This is a genomic window from Streptomyces sp. MH60 (assembly GCF_002939385.1).
Taxonomy (GTDB): Bacteria; Actinomycetota; Actinomycetes; order Streptomycetales; family Streptomycetaceae; genus Streptomyces.
Genome location: NZ_MULI01000110.1, coordinates 1 through 19,155, shown reverse-complemented (window position 1 = coordinate 19,155; position 19,155 = coordinate 1). Strand labels below are relative to the sequence as shown.

Genomic DNA, 19,155 nt, shown 5'->3' with positions numbered 1-19,155 from the left:
GCCGCCGGGCGGCGGAAGACGAAGGTGTTGCCGCCCTCCCCCTCCTCCGCCCCCGCCCCCGCCTCCGGTGCGGCGGAGGCGGCAGCGGCGGGGGCGCCCTGGGCGGGCGGTGCCTCCTGCCGGGCGTGCGGGACCCTCGGGTCCGCGGCCTGCGCCGTGCCCGGCCAGGCGACGGGCTGTTCCGGGGCGTCGGCGGGGCCGCCGGACGGGCCGGAGCGGCCGGCGCCCCAGGCGGTGGCGGACTCCGGACGGCTGCCGTGCTGGGACGCGGCGGCCGGCGGCGGGTCATCGACCGGGTCCTCGTCGAAGAAGTGCGGCCCGGTCTCCTCGACGGAGGGCCGCGCGCCGGGCGGAGGCGCGAGCGGCTCGCCGTCCTTGGGGGCGGGGCGGCTCGTGCCCGCCACCCAGGAGGCGCCGTTCCAGTACCGGACGTATCCGGGAATGGACGGGTCCGGGTAATACCCCTCGCGGGGCCTGTCGTCGCCGGGGGCCGGGGTTGGGGCGCTCATGTCCGTCGTCCCGTATCTGCTCGGGGGTTGATAGGGGGGCCTCAACATCTATCAGACGGGCGCAATCCGCACCGCCGGTCCCGCCGTACCCGCCCCTTTCCGGGCAACCTCGTGCCGGGACCTTCACATCCGGGCCGCGCCCTGGTTCCGGGTGCGGAAAAAGTTCCCCGAACCCGCGTAATGCTCCGGCCCCCGGCCGCTCTCCCCGGGCAAGGACCGCACCAGACCCCGGGAGAGGAACCCGCCATGCACCCCAACCCCACCGGCCCCACCGTCGTGGAACGCGAGCTGGAGCTGAGGCTCGTCCTGTCGCCCGAGACCGGCATCCCGGTGCCGGCCAGGCTCGGCTACCACACCGACGATCCCTACGCCGTCCACATCACCTTCCACATCGACTCCGGCCGGCCGGTGCACTGGACGTTCGCCCGCGATCTCCTGGTGGAGGGCGTCTTCCGGCCCTCCGGTCACGGGGACGTGCGGGTGTGGCCGTCGAAGACGGAGGGCCGCAGCGTCGTGCTGATCGCGCTGAGCAGCCCGGACGGCGACGCCCTCCTGGAGGCGCCCACGCCCCAGGTGTCGGCCTGGCTGGAGCGGACCCTGCGGACGGTGCCGCCGGGGAGCGAGGGCGCGTGGCTCGGAATCGACGACGGGCTGGCCGAGTTGCTCGCCCGGTGAGGAGCGGCGGCGCTCAGAAGAGCTTGCCCGGGTTGAGGATGCCCAGCGGGTCGAAGACCTGTTTGACGGCCCGCTGCATCTCCAGGCCCACCGGGCCGATCTCCCGCGCCAGCCACTCCTTCTTCAGGACGCCCACGCCGTGCTCGCCGGTGATGGTGCCGCCGAGTTCCAGGCCGAGCGCCATGATCTCGTCGAAGGACTCGCGGGCCCGCCGGGACTCGTCGGGGTCCGTGGCGTCGAAGCAGACGGTGGGGTGGGTGTTGCCGTCGCCCGCGTGGGCGCAGACCCCGATGGTGAGGCCGTACTTGGCGGCGACGCGGTCGATGCCCTCCAGCATGTCGCCGAGCCGGGAGCGGGGCACGCACACGTCGTCGATCATCGTGGTGCCCTTGACGGCTTCGAGCGCGGTGAGGGCCAGGCGCCTGGCCTGGAGGAGGAGTTCGGACTCGGCCGCGTCCTCGGCCGGGACCACCTGCGTGGCGCCCGCGGCCTCGCACAGCGCGCCGACGGCGGCGAGGTCGGCGGCCGGGTCGGTGGTGTCGAAGGCGGCGAGCAGGAGCGCCTCGGTGCTCTCCGGCAGACCCATGTGGGCGAGGTCGTTGACCGCCTTGACGGTCGTACGGTCCATCAGTTCGAGGAGGGACGGCACGTGCCCGCCCTCCATGATCCGGCAGATCGCGTCGCAGGCGGCGGACGCGGAGGCGAACTCGGCGGCCAGCACCAGCTGCTCGGGCGGCCGGGGGCGCAGCCCGAGGACCGCCTTCACGACGATGCCGAGGGAGCCCTCGGAGCCGACGAAGAGCCGGGTCAGGTCGTACCCGGCGACGCCCTTGGCGGTGCGGCGGCCGGTGGACATCAGGCGGCCGTCGGCGAGGACGACGTCGAGCCCGAGGACGTACTCGGCGGTCACCCCGTACTTGACGCAGCACAGGCCGCCGGAGGCGGTGCCGATGTTGCCGCCGATGGTGCACATCTCCCAGCTGGAGGGGTCCGGCGGGTAGTAGAGGCCGTGTTCGTTCACCGCGCGGGAGAGCGTGGCGTTGACGACGCCCGGTTCGACGACGGCGACGCGGTCGACGGGGTTGATCTCCAGGATGCGGTCCATCTTCGTCAGGGAGAGGACCACGCAGCCGTCGGTGGCGTTGGCCGCGCCGGACAGGCCGGTGCGGGCGCCCTGCGGGACCACCGGGACGCGCAGCTCGGTGGCGGTGCGCATGACGTGCTGGACGTCCTCGACGGTGCGCGGCAGGACGACCGCGGCGGGGGCGCCGGCCGGGCAGAAGCTCGCCATGTCGTGGGCGTAGGAGGCCGTGACATCCGGGTCGGTGAGGACGGACCCGGCGGGCAGACCGGCCAGCAGCCGGTCGACGAGGGCGCTCCGGTCGCCGGAGGCGCGGTCGACCGTCGCGGCTGCGTCGTCTTCGTCGCGAGGCGCTTCGATACGGCTCATGATCACAGGCTCGCATCCACGGCCATCGGTGTGAACCCCGTGGGCGGCATCCGCCACCTGCCCGATGTGATCGTCGTATGGGCGCACAGTGAGCGCCATGGAGGTCATGGAGAGGCGGACCCGGCGGGAACAGGGCGAGGTACCGGCACCCGGGCGGCGGTGGCGCCGCGGGCGCCGGGTGCTGATCGCCTCCGTCGCCGGTGCCGCCGTGCTCGGCGGGGTCCTGGTGCTGCTCCCCTGGGAGGGCGGCGACGCTCCCCCGCCCGCGCCGGGGCCCGCGGCGCTGGCGCGCGGTGCGGTCACCACGGGGGTGCCGGCCGCGCTGCCGGACCTGGCGGCGCTGATCGGCGACCGGGAGACCCACTTGCGGGCGCATCCGCTGGACGGGGCGTCGTGGGCGGTGCTCGGCGCGGCGTACGTCGAGCAGGGCCGCCGTACGGCGGACGGCGCGAACTGGCCGAAGGCCGAGAAGGCGCTGCGCACCTCGCTGAAGACGGGGCCCGAGCGCAATCCGCAGGCCCTGGAGGGGCTCGCCGCGCTGGCGGTGGCGCGCCGGGACTACCCGGCGGCGAAGAAGTGGGGCGAGAGCGCGGTGCGGGTGGCGCCGAAGCGGTGGACGGCGCACGCGGTGCTGATCGGCGCGTATACCGGGCTCGGCGACGACAAAGGCGTGGGCCGGGCCCTGGACACGGTGATGGAGCTGCGTCCCGGCGCTCCGGCCGTGGGCGCGCTGGCCGCGGCCGTCTACCGGGACCGGGGCTGGCGGGAGGACGCGGCGGCCCGGATCTCGGACGCGGCGGCGGCCGCCGAGGCACCGGCGGAGCGGGCGGCGTACCTGGAGCAGGCCGGGCGGCTGGCCTTCGAGCGCGGGGACCGTGCGGAGGCGCTGCGGTTCTTCCAGGAGGCGCTGCGCACCGACCCCGACCAGCGGGCCGCGCAGGCCGGGCAGGGCCGGGCGCTGGCGGCGCTGGGCCGGACGACGGAGGCGCTGTCCGCGTACCAGGCGGCGCTGGCCAAGCAGCCGAGCCCCGAGTACGCGCTGGAGCTGGGCGAGCTGTACGAGTCGCTGGGCCTCGGGCAGGCGGCGCGGGTGGAGTACGACCAGCTGCGGGAGCGGGCGCGGGACGCGGAGGCGGCCGGAGCCGACGAGCAGCTGGTGCTGGGGCGGCTCGACGCCGACCACGGCGATCCGGCGGCGGCGGTGGAGCGGCTGCGCGCCGAGTGGGGACGGCAGCCGGGGACCGCGGTCGCCGACGCGCTGGGCTGGGCGCTGCACCGCACCGGTGCGGACGAGGAGGCGCTGGAGTTCGCGACGATCGCGACCGACGGCGACAAGGGCGGCGGGGTGCGCAGCGCGCTGTACGTCTTCCACCGGGGCCTGATCGAGCGGGAGCTGGGGCGGTCCGCGGCCGCGCGGCGGCATCTGCGGGAGGCGCTGACGGTCAACCCGTACTTCTCGCCGCTGTGGGCGCCGGAGGCGGAGCGGGCGCTGACGGAGCTGGGCGAGCCCTCGGTGGAGGGCCCGCCCGCCTGAGATCCGCCTTGGCGGAGCCGGTGTCAGAGGTTGCCGCGCTTCTCCTGCTCGCGCTCGATCGCCTCGAACAGGGCCTTGAAGTTGCCCTTGCCGAAGCCCATCGAGCCGTGGCGTTCGATCATCTCGAAGAAGACGGTCGGACGGTCCTGGACCGGCTTGGTGAAGATCTGCAGCAGGTAGCCGTCCTCGTCGCGGTCGACGAGGATCTTCAGCTCGCGCAGGATGTCGACGGGCACCCGGGTCTCGCCGGCCCACTCGCCGAGCGTGTCGTAGTACGAGTCGGGGGTGTTCAGGAACTCGACGCCGGCCGCCTTCATCGCGCGGACGGTCGCCACGATGTCGTTGGTGTTCAGCGCGATGTGCTGGACGCCGGCGCCGCCGTAGAACTCCAGGTACTCGTCGATCTGGGACTTCTTCTTGGCGACGGCGGGCTCGTTGATCGGGAACTTGACCTTGAGGGTGCCGTCCGCCACGACCTTCGACATCAGCGCGCTGTACTCGGTGGCGATGTCGTCGCCCACGAACTCCTTCATGTTCGTGAAGCCCATGACCTTGTTGTAGAAGCCGACCCACTCGTTCATGCGGCCGAGTTCGACGTTGCCGACGCAGTGGTCCACGGCCTGGAAGACGCGCTGCTCCGGCGGGGCGACCATCGGCTTGGCGGGGACGTAGCCGGGCAGGTACGGCCCGTCGTAGCCGGTGCGCTCGACGAGGGTGTGCCGGGTCTCGCCGTAGGTGGCGATGGCGGCGAGGACGACGGTGCCGTGCTCGTCCTTGACCTCGTGCGGCTCGGCGAGCGAGCGGGCGCCGTGCTCGACGGCGTAGGCGTGGGCGGCGCGGGCGTCCGGGACCTCGATGGCGAGGTCGACGACGCCGTCGCCGTGCTCGGCCACGTGCTGGGCGAGGAAGCGGCCCCAGTCGGTCGCGGGCTTGATCACCGAGGTGAACACGAAGCGGGCGGAGCCGCTCTCCAGGACGTAGCTCGCGGTCTCCCGGCTGCCGTTCTCCGGTCCGGAGTAGGCGACCAGCTTCATGCCGAAGGCGGTGGAGTAGTAGTGCGCGGCCTGCTTGGCGTTGCCCACGGCGAAGACGACCGCGTCCATTCCCTTGACCGGGAAGGGGTCGGCCTGCCGGGCGGTGTCGGGAGTGTGGTGTGTGGTCTGCGTCATAGCCGCAGGTTCTCCCGTGTCCGCAAGGTGCGCAATAGTTTGCGTTTTCACTGGGCAACCTGACCAGTGATACGCCGATGGTGCCAGGCGATCTGTACAGGATGACCAGCCGGGAGGGTGAGGGGTATGGCGGGTACGGGGATCGACCGGCTGGACGGGCGGATCATCTCGCTGCTGGCGCGGGAGCCGCGGATCGGGGTGCTGGAGATGTCCCGGCGGCTCGGGGTGGCGCGCGGCACCGCGCAGGCGCGGCTCGACCGGCTTCAGTCGAACGGAGTCATCCGCGGATTCGGTCCGGAGGTGGACCCGGCGGCCCTCGGCTACCCGGTCACGGCGTTCGCCACGCTGGAGATCAGGCAGGGTCAAGGGGCCGACGTGCGGACGCACTTGGCGCATGTGCCGGAGGTCCTGGAGCTGCACACCACGACCGGCACCGGGGACATGCTGTGCCGCCTCGTGGCCCGCTCGAACGCCGATCTCCAGCGGGTGATCGACCGGGTTGTCGGTTTTGATGGCATCGTCCGGGCCGCCACGGCGATCGTGATGGAGAACCCCGTTCCGCTGCGGATCATCCCGCTGGTGGAGCAGGCGGCCGGGGACAGCGGCGGACAGGACTGAGGCGGCCCCGATCCCGGAGGTGAGCGGACGTGAACTTCTGGGACTTCCTGGGCAGCCGCCACCAGCAGTTGCTCGCCGACGCCTATCAGCACGCCAGCGCGGTCTTCCAGTGCATGGTCGTGGCGACCCTGCTCGGGGTGCTGATCGGCGTCCTCACCTACCGCAGCGACTGGGCGGGGAACCTGGCGACCCTGTCCACGTCGACCATCCTCACCATCCCGTCGCTGGCCATGATCGGTCTGCTCATCCCGATCGTCGGCCTCGGCGTGCCGCCGACGGTGACCGCGCTCACCCTGTACGGGCTGCTGCCGATCGTGCGGAACTCGATCGTGGGCCTGCGCGGGGTGGACCCGGCGCTGGTGGACGCCGCCACGGGCATCGGGATGTCGCGTCCGGCGCGGCTGCTGCGGGTGGAGCTGCCGTTGGCCTGGCCGCCGATCCTGACCGGCATCCGGGTCTCCACGCAGATGCTGATGGGCATCGCCGCGATCGCCGCCTACGCCTCCGGGCCGGGCCTCGGCAACGAGATCTTCCGCGGGATCGCCTCGCTGGGCAGCAAGAACGCGCTCAACCAGGTCCTCGCGGGCACGCTCGGGATCATCGTCCTGGCCCTGCTGTTCGACGCGGCGTACGTGCTGCTGGGACGGCTGACCATTCCGAGGGGGATCCGTGTCTGAGACAGCGGAGTCCGTGGCCGGGAACGGCCACGACGGCACCACCGGCGCGACCATCGAGCTGGAGTCCCTCACCAAGCTCTACCCGGGCAATCCGCAGCCCGCCGTCGAGAACGTGTCGATGGAGATCAAGGCCGGGGAGACGGTCATCTTCGTCGGCCCCTCGGGCTGCGGGAAGTCCACCACCCTGAAGATGATCAACCGGCTGATCGAGCCCAGCGGCGGACGCATCCGCATCAACGGCGAGGACGTCACCGACATCGACCCGGTGAAGCTGCGCCGCAAGGTCGGCTACGCGATCCAGTCCTCCGGTCTCTTCCCGCACATGACCGTCGCCCAGAACATCGCCCTCGTGCCGAGGATGATCGGCTGGTCCAAGTCCCGCATCCGCTCCCGGGTGGAGGAGATGCTGGACCTGGTCGGCCTGGACGCCGGGGAGTTCCACGGCCGCTATCCCCGCCAGCTCTCCGGCGGCCAGCAGCAGCGGGTGGGCGTGGCGCGGGCGCTGGCGGCCGATCCGCCGGTGCTGCTGATGGACGAGCCGTTCGGCGCGGTCGACCCGATCACCCGGGACCACCTCCAGGACGAGCTGATCCGCCTCCAGCACGAACTGCACAAGACGATCGTCTTCGTCACCCACGACTTCGACGAGGCGATCAAGCTGGGCGACCGGATCGCCGTGCTGCGCGAACGCTCCCACATCGCGCAGTTCGACACCCCGGAGGCGATCCTCACCAACCCGGCGGACGACTTCGTCTCCGGCTTCGTCGGCGCGGGCGCCGCCCTCAAGCGGCTGAACCTGACCCGGGTGCGGGACGTGGGCATCACGGACTACCCGACGGTGACCGTGGAGGACCCGCTCCAGCACATCTTCGACCGGCTGCGGGAGTCGGGCACCAACGAGATCCTGCTCCTGGACCGGCGCGGACGCCCCTACAAGTGGCTGCGGCGCGGCGATCTGATGCGGGCCAGGGGCTCGCTGGCGCGGGCCGGGACGCTGGTCCACGACACGGTGACCCGGGACGCGACGCTGCGGGACGCGCTGGAGGCGGTGCTCACCGACAACGCGGGGCGGGTCGCGGTCACCGGGCGGCACGGCGCGTACGAGGGCGTCGTCGACATGGAGACGCTGATGAACTCCGTGCACGAGCTGCTGGAGGCCGACCGGCTGGACGCGCTGGAGCACCAGCACGACCTGGAGGAGACCCGGGCCACGCAGACGCACACCGAGCAGGAGGGCTTCGGCGGGGTCGGGGGCCGCGCGTGAGCGGCTCCTCGCGCCCCTCCCCCGGCCGCCGTCCCGCGGGCGAGCACGAGGTCAAGGGGCTCGCCTTCCGCGACGACGAGGAGGAGGGCGAGGCTCCCCCGCCGTCCCCGGTGGCGGCGGGTCCCCGGATCGGCTGGCGCAAGCTGACCTTCCTGCCCGTCGTCCTGATCGCCGTACTGCTGGCGACCTGGCTGTGGTTCCGGCAGGCGGACCTGGACGCGCTCAGCCGGAACGCGCTCGGCAACGGCCAGGTCACCAAGGCGCTGTGGCAGCACGTCCAGCTGACGGTGATCTCCACCTTCTTCGTGCTGATCATCGCGATCCCGCTGGGCATCCTGCTCACCCGCGGGGCGTTCCGGAAGGCCACCCCGTTCGCGATGGCGTTCGCCAACATGGGCCAGGCGACCCCGGCGATCGGTCTGCTGGCGCTGCTGGTGATCTGGCTGGGCATCGGCCGCAGGGCCGCCCTGATCGGCATCATCGTCTACGCCGTCCTGCCCGTGCTCTCCAACACCATCGCCGGTCTGAAGGCGAACGACCCGACGCTCCTGGAGGCGGCTCGGGGCATCGGGATGTCCCCGCTGGGCGTGCTCGCCCGGGTGGAACTCCCGCTGGCCGTCCCGCTCATCCTGGCCGGTGTGCGCACGGCCCTGGTCCTGAACGTCGGTACGGCGACGCTGGCCACCTTCGGCGGCGGCGGTGGCCTGGGCGTGCTGATCACCACCGGCATCACCAGCCAGCGGATGCCGGTGCTGGTCCTGGGCTCGGTCCTCACCGTCGCCCTGGCCCTGCTGGTGGACTGGCTGGCCTCGCTGGCCGAACTGCTGCTGCGGCCACGGGGGCTGGAGGTGGGCACATGAGACGGCGTACCTGCTGGGCGCTGGCCGCCGCGCTCCTTTCCGCCTCCGCCGGGTGCGGTCTGACCAGCGGCTCCCCGATGGTCGACGACGTGGAGCCCGGCTCGATCGGGAAGGGGCGGCCCCTGGAGGGCGCCGATCTGACGGTCACCTCGAAGGAGTTCACCGAGCAGCTGGTCCTCGGCGCGATCATGGGCATCGCCTTCGAGGCGGCCGGCGCGGAGGTGCTCGACCGCACCGGCATCCAGGGCTCGGTCGGCACCCGCGCGGCGGTGGAGAACGGCGACGCCGACGCCACGTACGAGTACACGGGCACCGCGTGGATCACCTACCTGGGCAACAGCAGGCCGATCCCCGACCCGGAGCAGCAGTGGAAGGCGGTGAAGGAGGCCGACGCGAAGAAGGGCCTGACGTGGCTGGAGCCCGCCCGCCTGAACAACACGTACGCGCTGGCGATGAACCAGGCCAACTACAAGAAGTACCGGACGAAGACCCTCTCCGAGGTCGCCGCGCTGGCGAAGTCCGACCCCGGTGCGGTGACGCTGTGCGTGGAGGGCGAGTTCGCCAACCGCGCGGACGGCCTGCCGGGCCTGGAGAAGGCGTACGGCATGTCGCTGCCCGCCGCGAACATCACCCAGATGGACACCGGCATCATCTACACCCAGACCGCGAAGGGCGCCTGCACGTACGGCGAGGTGTACACCACCGACGGGCGGATCAAGTCCATGAACCTGGTGGTGATGGAGGACGACAAGAAGTTCTTCCCGAACTACAACGCGGCGCCGATGGTCCGCACGGCGACCCTGAAGAAGTGGCCGGCGATCGCGTCCGTCCTGGACCCGGTCACCGAGGCGCTGACCAACGACGTGGCGCGGACCCTGAACGCGAAGGTCGACGTGGACGGCGAGGATCCGCACCAGGTGGCGCTGGACTGGATGAAGGAGAAGGGCTTCGTGACGGAGGGGTAGGGCCGGCCGGTCCGCTCAGCAGGCGGGGACGCCGCCCTTGCCGCTCTCCAGCGCCTTGAGGGAGTCGACCGCGCCCTTGAGCGTCGTCACCGGGATCAGCCGCAGCCCCTTCGGCAGCTCGGCCCGCGCGTCCGAGCACTCCGCCTTCGGCACGAGGAACACGGTGGCGCCGTCCCGCCGGGCGGCCTGCGTCTTGAGCGGCACCCCGCCGACGGCACCGACCTTGCCGCCGTCGGTGATGGTCCCCGTCCCGGCGACGACCTTGCCGCCGGTGAGGTCCCCGGTGCCGAGCTTGTCGACGATGCCGAGCGAGAACAGCAGCCCGGCGCTGGGCCCGCCGACGTCCTCCAGCCGGAGCTCGACGTCGACGTCGTCCTTGTCCATCCGGAGGTAGCGGAGCGCGGCCGTGGTGGCGGAGTCCTGCGACTCCTTCATCTGCTCCTGGTTGTACTGCTCGATCTCGCTCACGTCGTCGCCGCTCGGGTAGACGGCGTCGCGCGGCATCACGGCCCGGTCGGTGTCGAACCAGCTGCCGAGCACGTCCCCGAGGTGGATGCTCGCGTCCGGCCCGGTCGCCTCGATCGTCGTCATCCGCAGCTGCCCGCTGGTGTCGTGCGTCGGCGCGCCGCTGATCGTGATCACCTCGGCCCCCCGGTTCTCGCCCAGCACATCGGCCGTCAGCCCCGGCTGCGCCACGGAGAACGGCAACGGCGCGAACACGGCGGTCGCGAGCAGCGCCACGACGGGCAGACCGCAGACAGCGAGGAACTGGGGACGCGTGAGACGAGAGAGCACGGGGTCAATCTAACGTGGCGCGCTCCCCGGGGCTCCGACGCCCGGGCACGACCCGGTTCAGCGCAGCGCCTCCGCCACCTCGCGGGCCGCGTGCATGACGCGTTCGCCGACTCGTTCGGGGACCACGTCGGCCAGCATGACGACGCCGACGCTGCCCTCGACGCCCGTCACTCCGAGCAGGGGCGCCGCCGCGCCGCAGGCGCCGGCCTCCAGTTCGCCGTGGGTGAGGGTGTAGCCGGGGGTGTCGGCGTCCTGGCCGGAGGGCTGGGGCGGGCGGCGGGCGGAGAGGATGGCCTTGCCCGCGGCGCCCCGTTCCAGGGGGTGGCGGAAGCCCGCGCGGTAGGCGACGTGGTAGTCGGTCCAGGTCGGCTCCACGACGGCCACGGCCAGGGCTTCCGCGCCGTCCACCAGGGTCAGGTGGGCCGTCGCCCCGATGTCCTCGGCGAGCGCGCGCAGGGCCGGCATCGCGGCCTCGCGGACCAGGGGGTGCACCTGGCGGCCGAGGCCCAGGACGCCGAGGCCGACGCGGGCCCGGCCGCCCAGGTCGCGGCGTACGAGTGCGTGCTGCTCCAGCGTGGCGAGCAACCGGTACACGACGGTCCGGTTGACGCCCAGTTTGTGGGACAGCTCGGTGACGGTCAGCCCGTGGTCCGTATCGGCCAGCAGTTTGAGGACCCGCAGTCCCCTGTCGAGCGTCTGAGAGGTCTCCGCGGTCACGACGCCCACTCCTTAGTGGTGAGGTCGGCGGCCCTCCTCGCGGGGATGCGTCACCGAGTCCCGTCAGTGACGCGCTTCAGAGGCCGCCGATCGGCTGACGGCCCGGCCTTGTCCCGGGCCCAGTCGCTTCACGGCTGCGCTCCGCGGCGGCGCTGCCACGGGGCGTGTGCGTAGCGGGACAGTAACTACCAGGTCCGCTCAGCGGAAGGCTCCGTCCAGAATCCGGGCGCCAACCGTTATCGACTGCCGGTGTTTGTCCCGGTACGTTCCGCACACGCCTCCGACGCCGTAGCGACCCCGCCTCACTTCATGCGGGTCGCCCACTCCTGCACCTTGGCGATGCGCTGGCGCAGCTGTCCGCCGGTCGCCTCGGCGCTGGGCGGGCCACCGCAGACGCGGCGCAGTTCGGTGTGGATCACGCCGTGCGGTTTGCCGCTCTGGTGGACGTAGGCGCCGACCATGGTGTTGAGCTGCTTGCGCAGCTCCATCAGCTCCTTGTGGGAGACCACCGGGCGCCGCTCGGCGGGCAGTTCGAGCAGGTCGGCCTCTTCGTCGGGCTTCCTGCGGCTGTGCGCGATCTGCCGGGCCTGCCGCTTCTGGAGCAGCAACTGCACCTGGTCGGGCTCCAGCAGGCCCGGGATGCCGAGGTAGTCCTGCTCCTCCTCGCTGCCCGGGTGGGCCTGCATCCCGAACTCGGCGCCGTTGTACATGACGCGGTCGAAGGTGGCCTCGGACTCCAGCGCCTCGAAGGCGAACTGCTCCTGCTCGCCGGTGTCCTCGTCCTGTTCCCGGTTCGCCTCGTCCATCTCCTTCTCGGACTCGGCGTAGGGGTCCTCCTCGCCCTCCTTCTTGGGCTTGTCGAGGACGTGGTCCCGCTCGCGCTCCATCTCGTTGGCGAAGGTGAGCAGGTCGGGCACGGTGGGGAGGAAGACGGAGGCGGTCTCGCCGCGCCGGCGGGACCGGACGAAGCGGCCGACCGCCTGGGCGAAGAAGAGGGGGGTGGAGATCGTCGTGGCGTAGACGCCGACCGCGAGGCGCGGAACGTCGACGCCCTCGGACACCATGCGGACGGCGACCATCCAGCGGTCGGTGCTCTGGCTGAACGTGTCGATGTTCTTCGAGGCGCCCGCGTCGTCGGACAGCACGACGGTGGCCCTGTCGCCGGTGATCTCCCGGATCAGCTTGGCGTAGGCGCGGGCGGAGTCCTGGTCGGCGGCGATGACGAGCGCCCCGGCGTCCGGGATGGCCTTCCTGACCTCGGTCAGCCGCTGGTCGGCCGCCCGCAGCACGGCCGGCATCCACTCGCCGCGCGGGTCGAGCGCGGTGCGCCAGGCCTGGCTGACGGCGTCCTTGGTCATCGGTTCGCCGAGCCGGGCGGCGATCTCGTCGCCCGCCTTGGTGCGCCAGCGCATGTTGCCGCTGTAGCTCATGAAGATGACGGGACGGACCACGCCGTCGGCGAGCGCCGAGCCGTAGCCGTACGTGTAGTCGGCGGCGGAGCGGCGGATGCCGTCGTTGCCCTCCTCGTACGCGACGAAGGGGATCGGGTTGGTGTCCGAGCGGAAGGGCGTGCCGGTGAGCGCGAGGCGGCGGGTGGCCGGTTCGAACGCCTCCAGGCAGGCCTCGCCCCAGGACTTGGAGTCACCGGCGTGGTGGATCTCGTCGAGGATCACCAGGGTCTTGCGCTGCTCGACGCGGTTGCGGTGCAGCATGGGGCGTACGCCGACGCCCGCGTAGGTGATGGCGATGCCCTGGTACTCGCGGCTGAGCGGGCCCGCGCTGTACTCGGGGTCGAGCTTGATCCCTATCCGTGCCGCGGCCTCGGCCCACTGCTTCTTCAGGTGCTCGGTCGGCGCGACGACGGTCACCTGCTGCACGACGTGGTGGTGCAGCAGCCAGGACGCCAGCGTCAGCGCGAAGGTCGTCTTTCCGGCGCCGGGGGTGGCGACGGCCAGGAAGTCCCTGGGCTGGTCCTGGAGGTACTTCTCCATCGCCCCCTGCTGCCAGGCCCGCAGCTTGCCGGCGGTGCCCCAGGGGGCACGGCCGGGGAAGGCCGGGGACAGGTGGTGCGAGGTGCTGGAGCTGGCGGTGGTAGTCACGGTCTCCGAAGGGGGTAGAGCGGCTCGGCCACGTATGACAACCGGGCCACCCTACCGGCGGGCCGACGCGATCAACGCGCGCACGGGGGCGGGTCACCCCCGGGTGGGACGGACGTCACAGCCGCCCCGCCCGCCCCGTCGGGTCGTGCGCGGCTCACTTCTCCCGCACCCGCGTCGCGACCCACGCCCCCGCCAGCGCCACCGCCGCCATCGGCAGGAACACCGCGGCGAAGGCGGCCGGGTGGGAGCCGGTCGCCTCGGTGGCCGCGTGGCTCACCGTGCCGCCGCCGAGGGCCGCGAAGGCCGCGCCGCCGGCCGACAGCAGGACGACGTTGGAGAGGCCGTCGGAGATCTGCAGGGCGGCGGAGTTGGCGCCGGCCTCCTCGGGGGCGGAGAGCTTGAGCAGCAGCACGCTGGTGGAGGAGATCACCAGGCCCATGCCGAAGCAGCCGAAGGCCCAGGCGACGGCGACCGTCCAGGCGGGGACGGCGTCGATCAGCACACTGGGCGCCGTGGCGACGGCCGCCGCGACCAGGAGCATGCCGAGGGCCATCAGGCGCTCCCGGTGCGGTTCCAGACGCGGCCGGGACTGGAGCCAGGAACCGGCGGCCCAGGTCGCCCCGCCCGCCGCCAGGGAGAGTCCGGCGAGGGTCGGGCTGAGCCCCCGCTGCGTGACCAGCATCAGCGGGACGAAGGACTCGGCGGCGATGAAGGACCCCGCGGCCACCCCGCGCAGCAGGACCACGGAGGGCAGGCCGCGCACCGCCCGGTAGGTGCCGCGCGGCAGCAGTCCGAGGACCGCGGGGACGAGCAGCGCCACGCCCACCGCGCCCGGCAGCAGCGACACCCAGCGCAGGTCCTGGGCGGCGTACTGGAGCAGGCCCGCGCCCAGCGAGATGGCCAGGGCGAGGCGGATCCGGCGGCGGTCGAAGGAGGCCGGGGTGCCCGCTCCCCCCACGGAACCCGCCGCGCGGCTGCGTATCTGCGGCAGCGCGAGCGCGAGCGGGAGGACGACCAGCACCGGGATGCCGAGGAACACCCAGCGCCAGCCGAGGTGCTCGGTCACCGCGCCGGAGGCCAGCGGACCGACGACGGACGGAACCACCCAGCCCGCCGCGAACGCCGCCATGATCGCGGGCCGCAGCCGCTCCGGGTAGGCCCGCCCCACGACGACGTACAGCGCGACGATCACCAGCCCGCCGCCGAGCCCCTGCACGGCCCGCCCCAGGATGAACAGCCACATCGCGCCCGCCGTCCCGGACAGCACGAGACCGGCCGCGAAGGCGGCGATGCCGGCCGTCAGGGGCGCCAGCGGCCCGCGCCGGTCCGACCACTGGCCGGAGAGCACCATCCCGAAGAGGCTGGTCGTGAAGTACCCCGAGAACGCGAACGCGTACAGCGACACCCCGTCCAGCTCCCGCGCCGCCACCGGCATCGCCGTGCCGACCGCCGTCGCCTCGAAGGCGATCAGCACGATGACGGAGACGATGCCGATGCTCAGCGCCCGGTAGGCACGGCTCAGCACGGTCTCGGCGGGGGCTGCGGTGGCGAGGGAGGGCTCGGCTTGGACGGCGACATCGGTGTCGCGGGGCTCAGGGACGGTCATGGTCGCCAGAGTAAGGGCCGAGGCCCGCTGTGACCCCTGTCGGGAGACGGGGCGGGACCGGGACCTTGGTCGTACGACCGCCCGCCGTTCGTGAACGCGGTATGGCAGTCGTGTTGCGGCCTTCCCGGATTCCTTGAGCGCCGGTCCCCGCTCCGCCTACCGTCGGGTCACGAAGTCGGACACGGCCGTGTGCCCGAGTGGTTGAGGGGCTCGCCTGCAAAGCGAGTTACGCGGGTTCGATCCCCGCCACGGCCTCCAGCAGCGCCGCGCGGCGCAGCGCCCAGAGGGTGAGGGCGAGGGCGGAGACGTCCGCCACCAGGGGGTGGAGGGTGCCGTCGGGCGTCCGCCAGGTGAGGACGGCGCCCGTGGTGCCGTGGACGACCACGTGTGCGCCGTCCGCGAGCCGTCCCAGGCGTACGAGGCGCTCCGCGCCGGCCGGGACCGGGTGCCCGGGGTGCTCCTCGCCGTACTCCGCCAGCGTCGGCAGCGGCAGGTCGTCCGCGTCCCGCCGGAAGGGGTGGGCGTCCTCGGGCAGGCCCGTCTCGCGCAGGAAGCGGCGGGTGGGCCGGTGGACGAGGGTGCCCGGGAAGTCGATGTCCTCGAAGCGCGTCACCCGGTGACGGCCGAACTCCCGGTCCAGGAACCGGGCCGGGAGCTCCTGGGCGGTCCCCGGCTCCGCGCGGTGGCTCACCGCCAGGAGCAGGCAGCTCATCAAGGCCGACGTGTTCCACAGGGACGGCCGCTCGCAGCTTCCCGGGGACCACCGGGAGGCGCCGCGCGCCCACGACGGGTCCTCCACGGACGTCGCGAGGCGGACCCGGGAGACCAGCGAGGGGATCGGCGTCCGGACGTCCGCCGCCGCGTCCCGCATGGTCGTCGTACCACCAGTGACCGCCTGCATGGTCTCCCCCGAGCTGTATGGCCGTCCGTGTGCCGACGGCTGTCGTTCGCACTCCTTCGGAGACTACGCGCCACCACTGACAACGCGTCTGCGCACGGACCCCGTCCGCCCGGTAGGACGCGCCGGGGACCGCGCCCGTTGCCTCACGCGCGCGGGCGGCTCGACTGCCGCTCAGTGACCGGTGGCCACCGCGGCCTGCGGACGGATCGGGAGGCGGTTCACCGGGCGTCCCGTGGCCGCGCGCACGGCGGAGGCGACGGCCGCCGGGGACGCCACCACCGGTGCCGCGCTGACGGCCTTGGCGCCGAAGGGCGCGACCACGTCACGCTCCTCGACGAGCTTCACGATCCGGATGTCCGGGGCGTCCAGCGCGGTCGGCAGGGCGTAGCCGGTCAGGTCGGGGTGGCGGATCAGACCGCGCGGGGTGCGGAGGTTCTCCGTGAGGGCGATGCCGACGCCCTGGGTGACGCCCGCCTCGATCCGGGCGGTCAGCTGGGCCGGGTTCAGGACCCGGCCGACGTCCTGGGCGACGGCCAGCTCCACGACCCGTACCGAGCCGATCTCGATGTCCACGTCCACCACCGCGCGGATCGCGCAGAAGGCCATGCCGACGAACGCGTCGCCCTGCCCGGCCTCGTCGAGCGGCTCGGTGGGGTGCGGGCGGCACTGGGCGGTGGCCCACAGCTCCTTGCCGTCCAGCGCTTCGCTGACGGTCGTCGACAGCACGCCGTCGTAGGAGGTGATCTTGCCGTCGGCGATCTGGAGCAGCTCGGTCGACATCCCGAACTGGTGCGCCAGCGGCTGGAGGAGCTGGGTGCGGACCATCTTGGCCGCCCGCTCCACCGCACCGCCCGACACCCAGGTGTGCCGGCCCCGGCAGCCCGGTCCGGCCGGGGGCTGGTCGGTGTCGACGGGTGCCACCTGGACTTCGTCGACGCCGAGGGTGTCCTGCACGATCTGCCGGGCCAACGTGGTGAAGCCCTGGCCGGTCTCGACGGCCGCGCACAGCACCGTCGCCACGCCGTCCTGGACCTTCACGGTGGCCGTGGAGACCTCGTCCGCGCCCTCCGCGCCGAGCATGTGCACCATGCCGATGCCGTAGCCCACGCCCCGGCGCACCGCGCCCGGTTCGCCCGCGCCCTCGGGGCCGCCGGGCAGCAGCCACTCCTCCTCGGGCGTGTCCTTGGGCAGCGCGGGGAGCGGGAAGTCGCGGACCGCCTGGAGGAGTTCGGCGACCGGGGCGGGGCACGTGACCGTCTGGCCGGTGGGCAGCACGTCGCCGGTGGCCAGGACGTTGCGCAGGCGCACCTCGGCCGGGTCCAGGCCGAGCTTCTTGGCGACCTTGTCCATCTGCGCCTCGTACGCGGCGCACACCTGCATGGCGCCCTCGCCGCGCACATGGCCGGAGGGCGGGTTGTTGGTGCGTACGGCCCAGCCCTCGATGAAGGCGTTCGGGACGACGTAGGGGCCGCAGGCGAAGGCGACCGCGGCGGCCAGGGCCTCGGAGGAGGTGTCCGCGTAGGCGCCCGCGTCGAGCAGGATCTGCGCCTCGACCTTCACGACCCGGCCCTCGGCGTCCGCGTGGTGGCGGTAGCGCAGCAGGGTGGGGTGGCGGTGGGTGTGCCCGAGGAAGGACTCCTCGCGCGTGGCGGTCAGTTTGACCGGGCAGCCGGTCTTCAGCGCGAGCAGGCCGAGCGGCAGCTGGAAGCCCTGGTCCTCGCGGTCGGCGGTGGCGCCCGGCACCCCGGTGACCACGATTTTCACCTGTTCGGGGGGCAGGCCGTAGCAGGCGGCGGCGATGTCGCGGTCGCCGTGCGGGTCGGTGGAGGCCAGGTACAGCTCCACGCCGCCGTCGGGGCGCGGTACGGCCAGACCCGCCTCGGCCCCTATGGGCGCCGGGTCCTGGCGGCCGATGCGGTACAGGCCCTCGACGACGATCTCGCCGGCCGCCTCCGGGTCGCCGTGGCGCAGCGGGATGTGCCGGATCAGGTTGCCGTCGGGGTGCAGCGGCTCGGCCTCGAAGGCCTGCTCCGGGTCGGTGACCGGGTCGAGCACCTCGTACTCGACGATGACGGCGGCGGCGGCCATCCGCGCGGTGTCCGGGTGGTCGGCGGCGACGGCGGCGAGGGGCTCGCCGTGGTGGCGTACGACCTCGGAGGCGAACACCGGGCGGTCGGCGTGGCCGCCGCGGCCGTGCAGCGGGGTGCCGGGCACGTCCTCGTGGGTGACGACCGCGCGTACGCCGGGCATCTCGCGCGCGTGGGTGGTGTCGATGGACACGATGCGCGCGTGCGGGTGCGGTGAGCGCAGCACGGCCGCCCACAGCAGGCCCTCGGCCCACAGGTCGGCGGCGTACGGGAAGGTGCCCTCGGTCTTGGCGCGGGCGTCGGCGGGCGGCAGGGACGCGCCGATGCCGTGCGGGATCGGCTCGGGGACGGGGGTCGCCGCCTCGGCGGTTCCCTCGGCCTCCGCAGTCGCGGCGTCGTTGCTCACGCGTGGCCTCCGTCCCGGCCGTGGGTGCCGTGGTCTCCGTGGTCGCCGTAGGGCGACTGGTCGTGCGGTCCTGTCGGGTCCTGCGCCCCGGGCGGTGGCCGGGACTCGAACGCCGCCGGATTGACGCCGCCCGCGCCGGGGCCCGCCTGGTGCGGGATGCGGGGCTCCTCGGTGTCGGCGCCCGCCTGCGCGTCGGCGTCGGCGTGCGCCTCGCGTTCGGCGACGACCTCCTGGACGGCCTCCAGGACGCCCCGGTAGCCGGAGCAGCGGCACAGGTTGCCGCACAGGGCCTGGCGGGCCTCCAGTTCGGTCGGGGCCGGGTTGCCTTCCAGAAGGTTGTGCACGGTCATCGCCATGCCGGGCACGCAGAAGCCGCACTGCACGGCGCCGCGCCGGGCCAGCGCCCGCTGCACGTCCGAGGGCTGTCCGTCGGTGGCCAGGCCCTCGACGGTGCGCACCTCGCTGCCGGCCGCGGTCACGGACGGGACCAGGCAGGAGGCGACGAGACGCCCGTCGACCTGCACGTTGCAGGCGCCGCACTCGCCCTGCGAGCAGCCGTCCTTGGCGCCCGCGAGGCCGAGCCGCTCGCGCAGCACGTACAGCAGCGATTCTCCGATCCAGGCGTCGGTGACGGGCCGGTCGGCGCCGTTGACGCGCAGCACGTAGGAGGCGAGGGGGTGTTCCTCCTGGGGACCGGCGGGGGCCGCCGCTTCCTCGGCGCCGTCGGGGTCGGCCTCGGCGGCGCCCGCGTCGGGGTCGGCTCCGTCCGGGCCGGTACGGGCGTCGGCCGCGTCCGCCGCCCCCGTCCCGTGGCCGGCCGGGC

The 19,155-nt window shown here is 73.2% G+C and carries 17 protein-coding genes and 1 tRNA gene; 8 read left to right on the top strand and 10 right to left on the bottom strand.

Annotated elements, in window-relative coordinates; translation table 11 throughout:
- On the bottom strand, positions 1-509 hold a 509-nt coding region (locus BZZ08_RS35800; protein WP_133169246.1), incomplete at its 3' end, for a DUF2510 domain-containing protein.
- Between the two features lie 246 nt (positions 510-755).
- On the opposite strand from BZZ08_RS35800, the gene BZZ08_RS35795 reads away from it, so the two are divergent.
- Entirely contained in the window at positions 756-1,184 is a 429-nt protein-coding gene (locus BZZ08_RS35795) for an SsgA family sporulation/cell division regulator (protein WP_104636344.1), read from the top strand.
- A gap of 13 nt (positions 1,185-1,197) precedes the next feature.
- On the opposite strand, the gene BZZ08_RS35790 is transcribed toward BZZ08_RS35795, so the two are convergent.
- On the bottom strand, positions 1,198-2,640 hold the full coding sequence (locus tag BZZ08_RS35790) for an FAD-linked oxidase C-terminal domain-containing protein (RefSeq protein WP_104636343.1): 1,443 nt from the start codon (positions 2,638-2,640) through the stop codon (positions 1,198-1,200).
- Positions 2,641-2,731: 91 nt separating this feature from the next.
- On the opposite strand from BZZ08_RS35790, the gene BZZ08_RS35785 reads away from it, so the two are divergent.
- The gene (locus BZZ08_RS35785) at positions 2,732-4,168 is read left to right on the top strand and encodes a tetratricopeptide repeat protein (RefSeq protein WP_198601886.1); all 1,437 of its coding nucleotides are present in this window, start codon (positions 2,732-2,734) and stop codon (positions 4,166-4,168) included.
- Between the two features lie 23 nt (positions 4,169-4,191).
- On the opposite strand, the gene hppD is transcribed toward BZZ08_RS35785, so the two are convergent.
- Entirely contained in the window at positions 4,192-5,337 is a 1,146-nt protein-coding gene (gene hppD, locus BZZ08_RS35780) for a 4-hydroxyphenylpyruvate dioxygenase (protein ID WP_104636342.1), read from the bottom strand.
- A 126-nt stretch (positions 5,338-5,463) separates the two neighbouring features.
- Between hppD and BZZ08_RS35775 the strand changes: the two genes are divergently transcribed.
- From BZZ08_RS35775 to BZZ08_RS35755, 5 genes are read left to right on the top strand one after another with little or no spacing between them, the layout of a single operon-like run.
- Complete coding sequence (locus tag BZZ08_RS35775; RefSeq protein WP_104636341.1) at positions 5,464-5,955, top strand: Lrp/AsnC family transcriptional regulator; 492 nt, start codon at positions 5,464-5,466, stop codon at positions 5,953-5,955.
- 29 nt (positions 5,956-5,984) lie between these two features.
- The gene (locus BZZ08_RS35770) at positions 5,985-6,632 is read left to right on the top strand and encodes an ABC transporter permease (protein ID WP_104636340.1); all 648 of its coding nucleotides are present in this window, start codon (positions 5,985-5,987) and stop codon (positions 6,630-6,632) included.
- Entirely contained in the window at positions 6,625-7,896 is a 1,272-nt protein-coding gene (locus tag BZZ08_RS35765) for a betaine/proline/choline family ABC transporter ATP-binding protein (protein WP_104636339.1), read from the top strand. Before BZZ08_RS35770 ends, BZZ08_RS35765 begins: the two co-directional genes overlap by 8 nt.
- Positions 7,893-8,756, top strand: a complete 864-nt coding sequence (locus tag BZZ08_RS35760; protein ID WP_104636338.1) for an ABC transporter permease — start codon at positions 7,893-7,895, stop codon at positions 8,754-8,756. The genes BZZ08_RS35765 and BZZ08_RS35760 overlap by 4 nt, the downstream gene beginning before the upstream one ends.
- The gene (locus BZZ08_RS35755) at positions 8,753-9,721 is read left to right on the top strand and encodes a glycine betaine ABC transporter substrate-binding protein (protein WP_104636337.1); all 969 of its coding nucleotides are present in this window, start codon (positions 8,753-8,755) and stop codon (positions 9,719-9,721) included. The genes BZZ08_RS35760 and BZZ08_RS35755 overlap by 4 nt, the downstream gene beginning before the upstream one ends.
- A 15-nt stretch (positions 9,722-9,736) precedes the next feature.
- On the opposite strand, the gene BZZ08_RS35750 is transcribed toward BZZ08_RS35755, so the two are convergent.
- From BZZ08_RS35750 to BZZ08_RS35735, 4 genes are all read right to left on the bottom strand, one after another.
- A complete protein-coding gene (locus BZZ08_RS35750) occupies positions 9,737-10,516 on the bottom strand; it encodes a S16 family serine protease (RefSeq protein WP_104636336.1) in 780 nt (259 codons plus the stop codon).
- Positions 10,517-10,573: 57 nt separating this feature from the next.
- The gene (locus tag BZZ08_RS35745; protein ID WP_104636346.1) at positions 10,574-11,233 is read right to left on the bottom strand and encodes an IclR family transcriptional regulator; all 660 of its coding nucleotides are present in this window, start codon (positions 11,231-11,233) and stop codon (positions 10,574-10,576) included.
- Positions 11,234-11,535: 302 nt separating this feature from the next.
- The gene (locus tag BZZ08_RS35740; RefSeq protein ID WP_104636335.1) at positions 11,536-13,332 is read right to left on the bottom strand and encodes a DEAD/DEAH box helicase; all 1,797 of its coding nucleotides are present in this window, start codon (positions 13,330-13,332) and stop codon (positions 11,536-11,538) included.
- A gap of 154 nt (positions 13,333-13,486) precedes the next feature.
- Positions 13,487-14,938, bottom strand: a complete 1,452-nt coding sequence (locus BZZ08_RS35735) for an MFS transporter (RefSeq protein ID WP_104636334.1) — start codon at positions 14,936-14,938, stop codon at positions 13,487-13,489.
- Between the two features lie 183 nt (positions 14,939-15,121).
- Between BZZ08_RS35735 and BZZ08_RS35730 the strand changes: the two genes are divergently transcribed.
- Positions 15,122-15,196: transfer RNA gene (locus BZZ08_RS35730), tRNA-Cys, on the top strand.
- Here the strand turns inward: BZZ08_RS35730 and BZZ08_RS35725 are convergent.
- The 3 genes from BZZ08_RS35725 to BZZ08_RS35715 all read right to left on the bottom strand — a co-directional run.
- Positions 15,165-15,839 (bottom strand): SUKH-4 family immunity protein, encoded by a 675-nt coding sequence (locus BZZ08_RS35725; protein WP_241965645.1) that lies wholly within the window; start codon positions 15,837-15,839, stop codon positions 15,165-15,167. The two genes, BZZ08_RS35730 and BZZ08_RS35725, sit on opposite strands and share 32 nt — an antisense overlap.
- 171 nt (positions 15,840-16,010) lie before the next feature.
- Entirely contained in the window at positions 16,011-18,332 is a 2,322-nt protein-coding gene (locus BZZ08_RS35720; protein WP_104636333.1) for a xanthine dehydrogenase family protein molybdopterin-binding subunit, read from the bottom strand.
- Positions 18,329-19,155: (2Fe-2S)-binding protein (locus BZZ08_RS35715; protein ID WP_241965644.1), on the bottom strand; the 827-nt coding region annotated here is incomplete at its 5' end. The genes BZZ08_RS35720 and BZZ08_RS35715, both read right to left, overlap by 4 nt.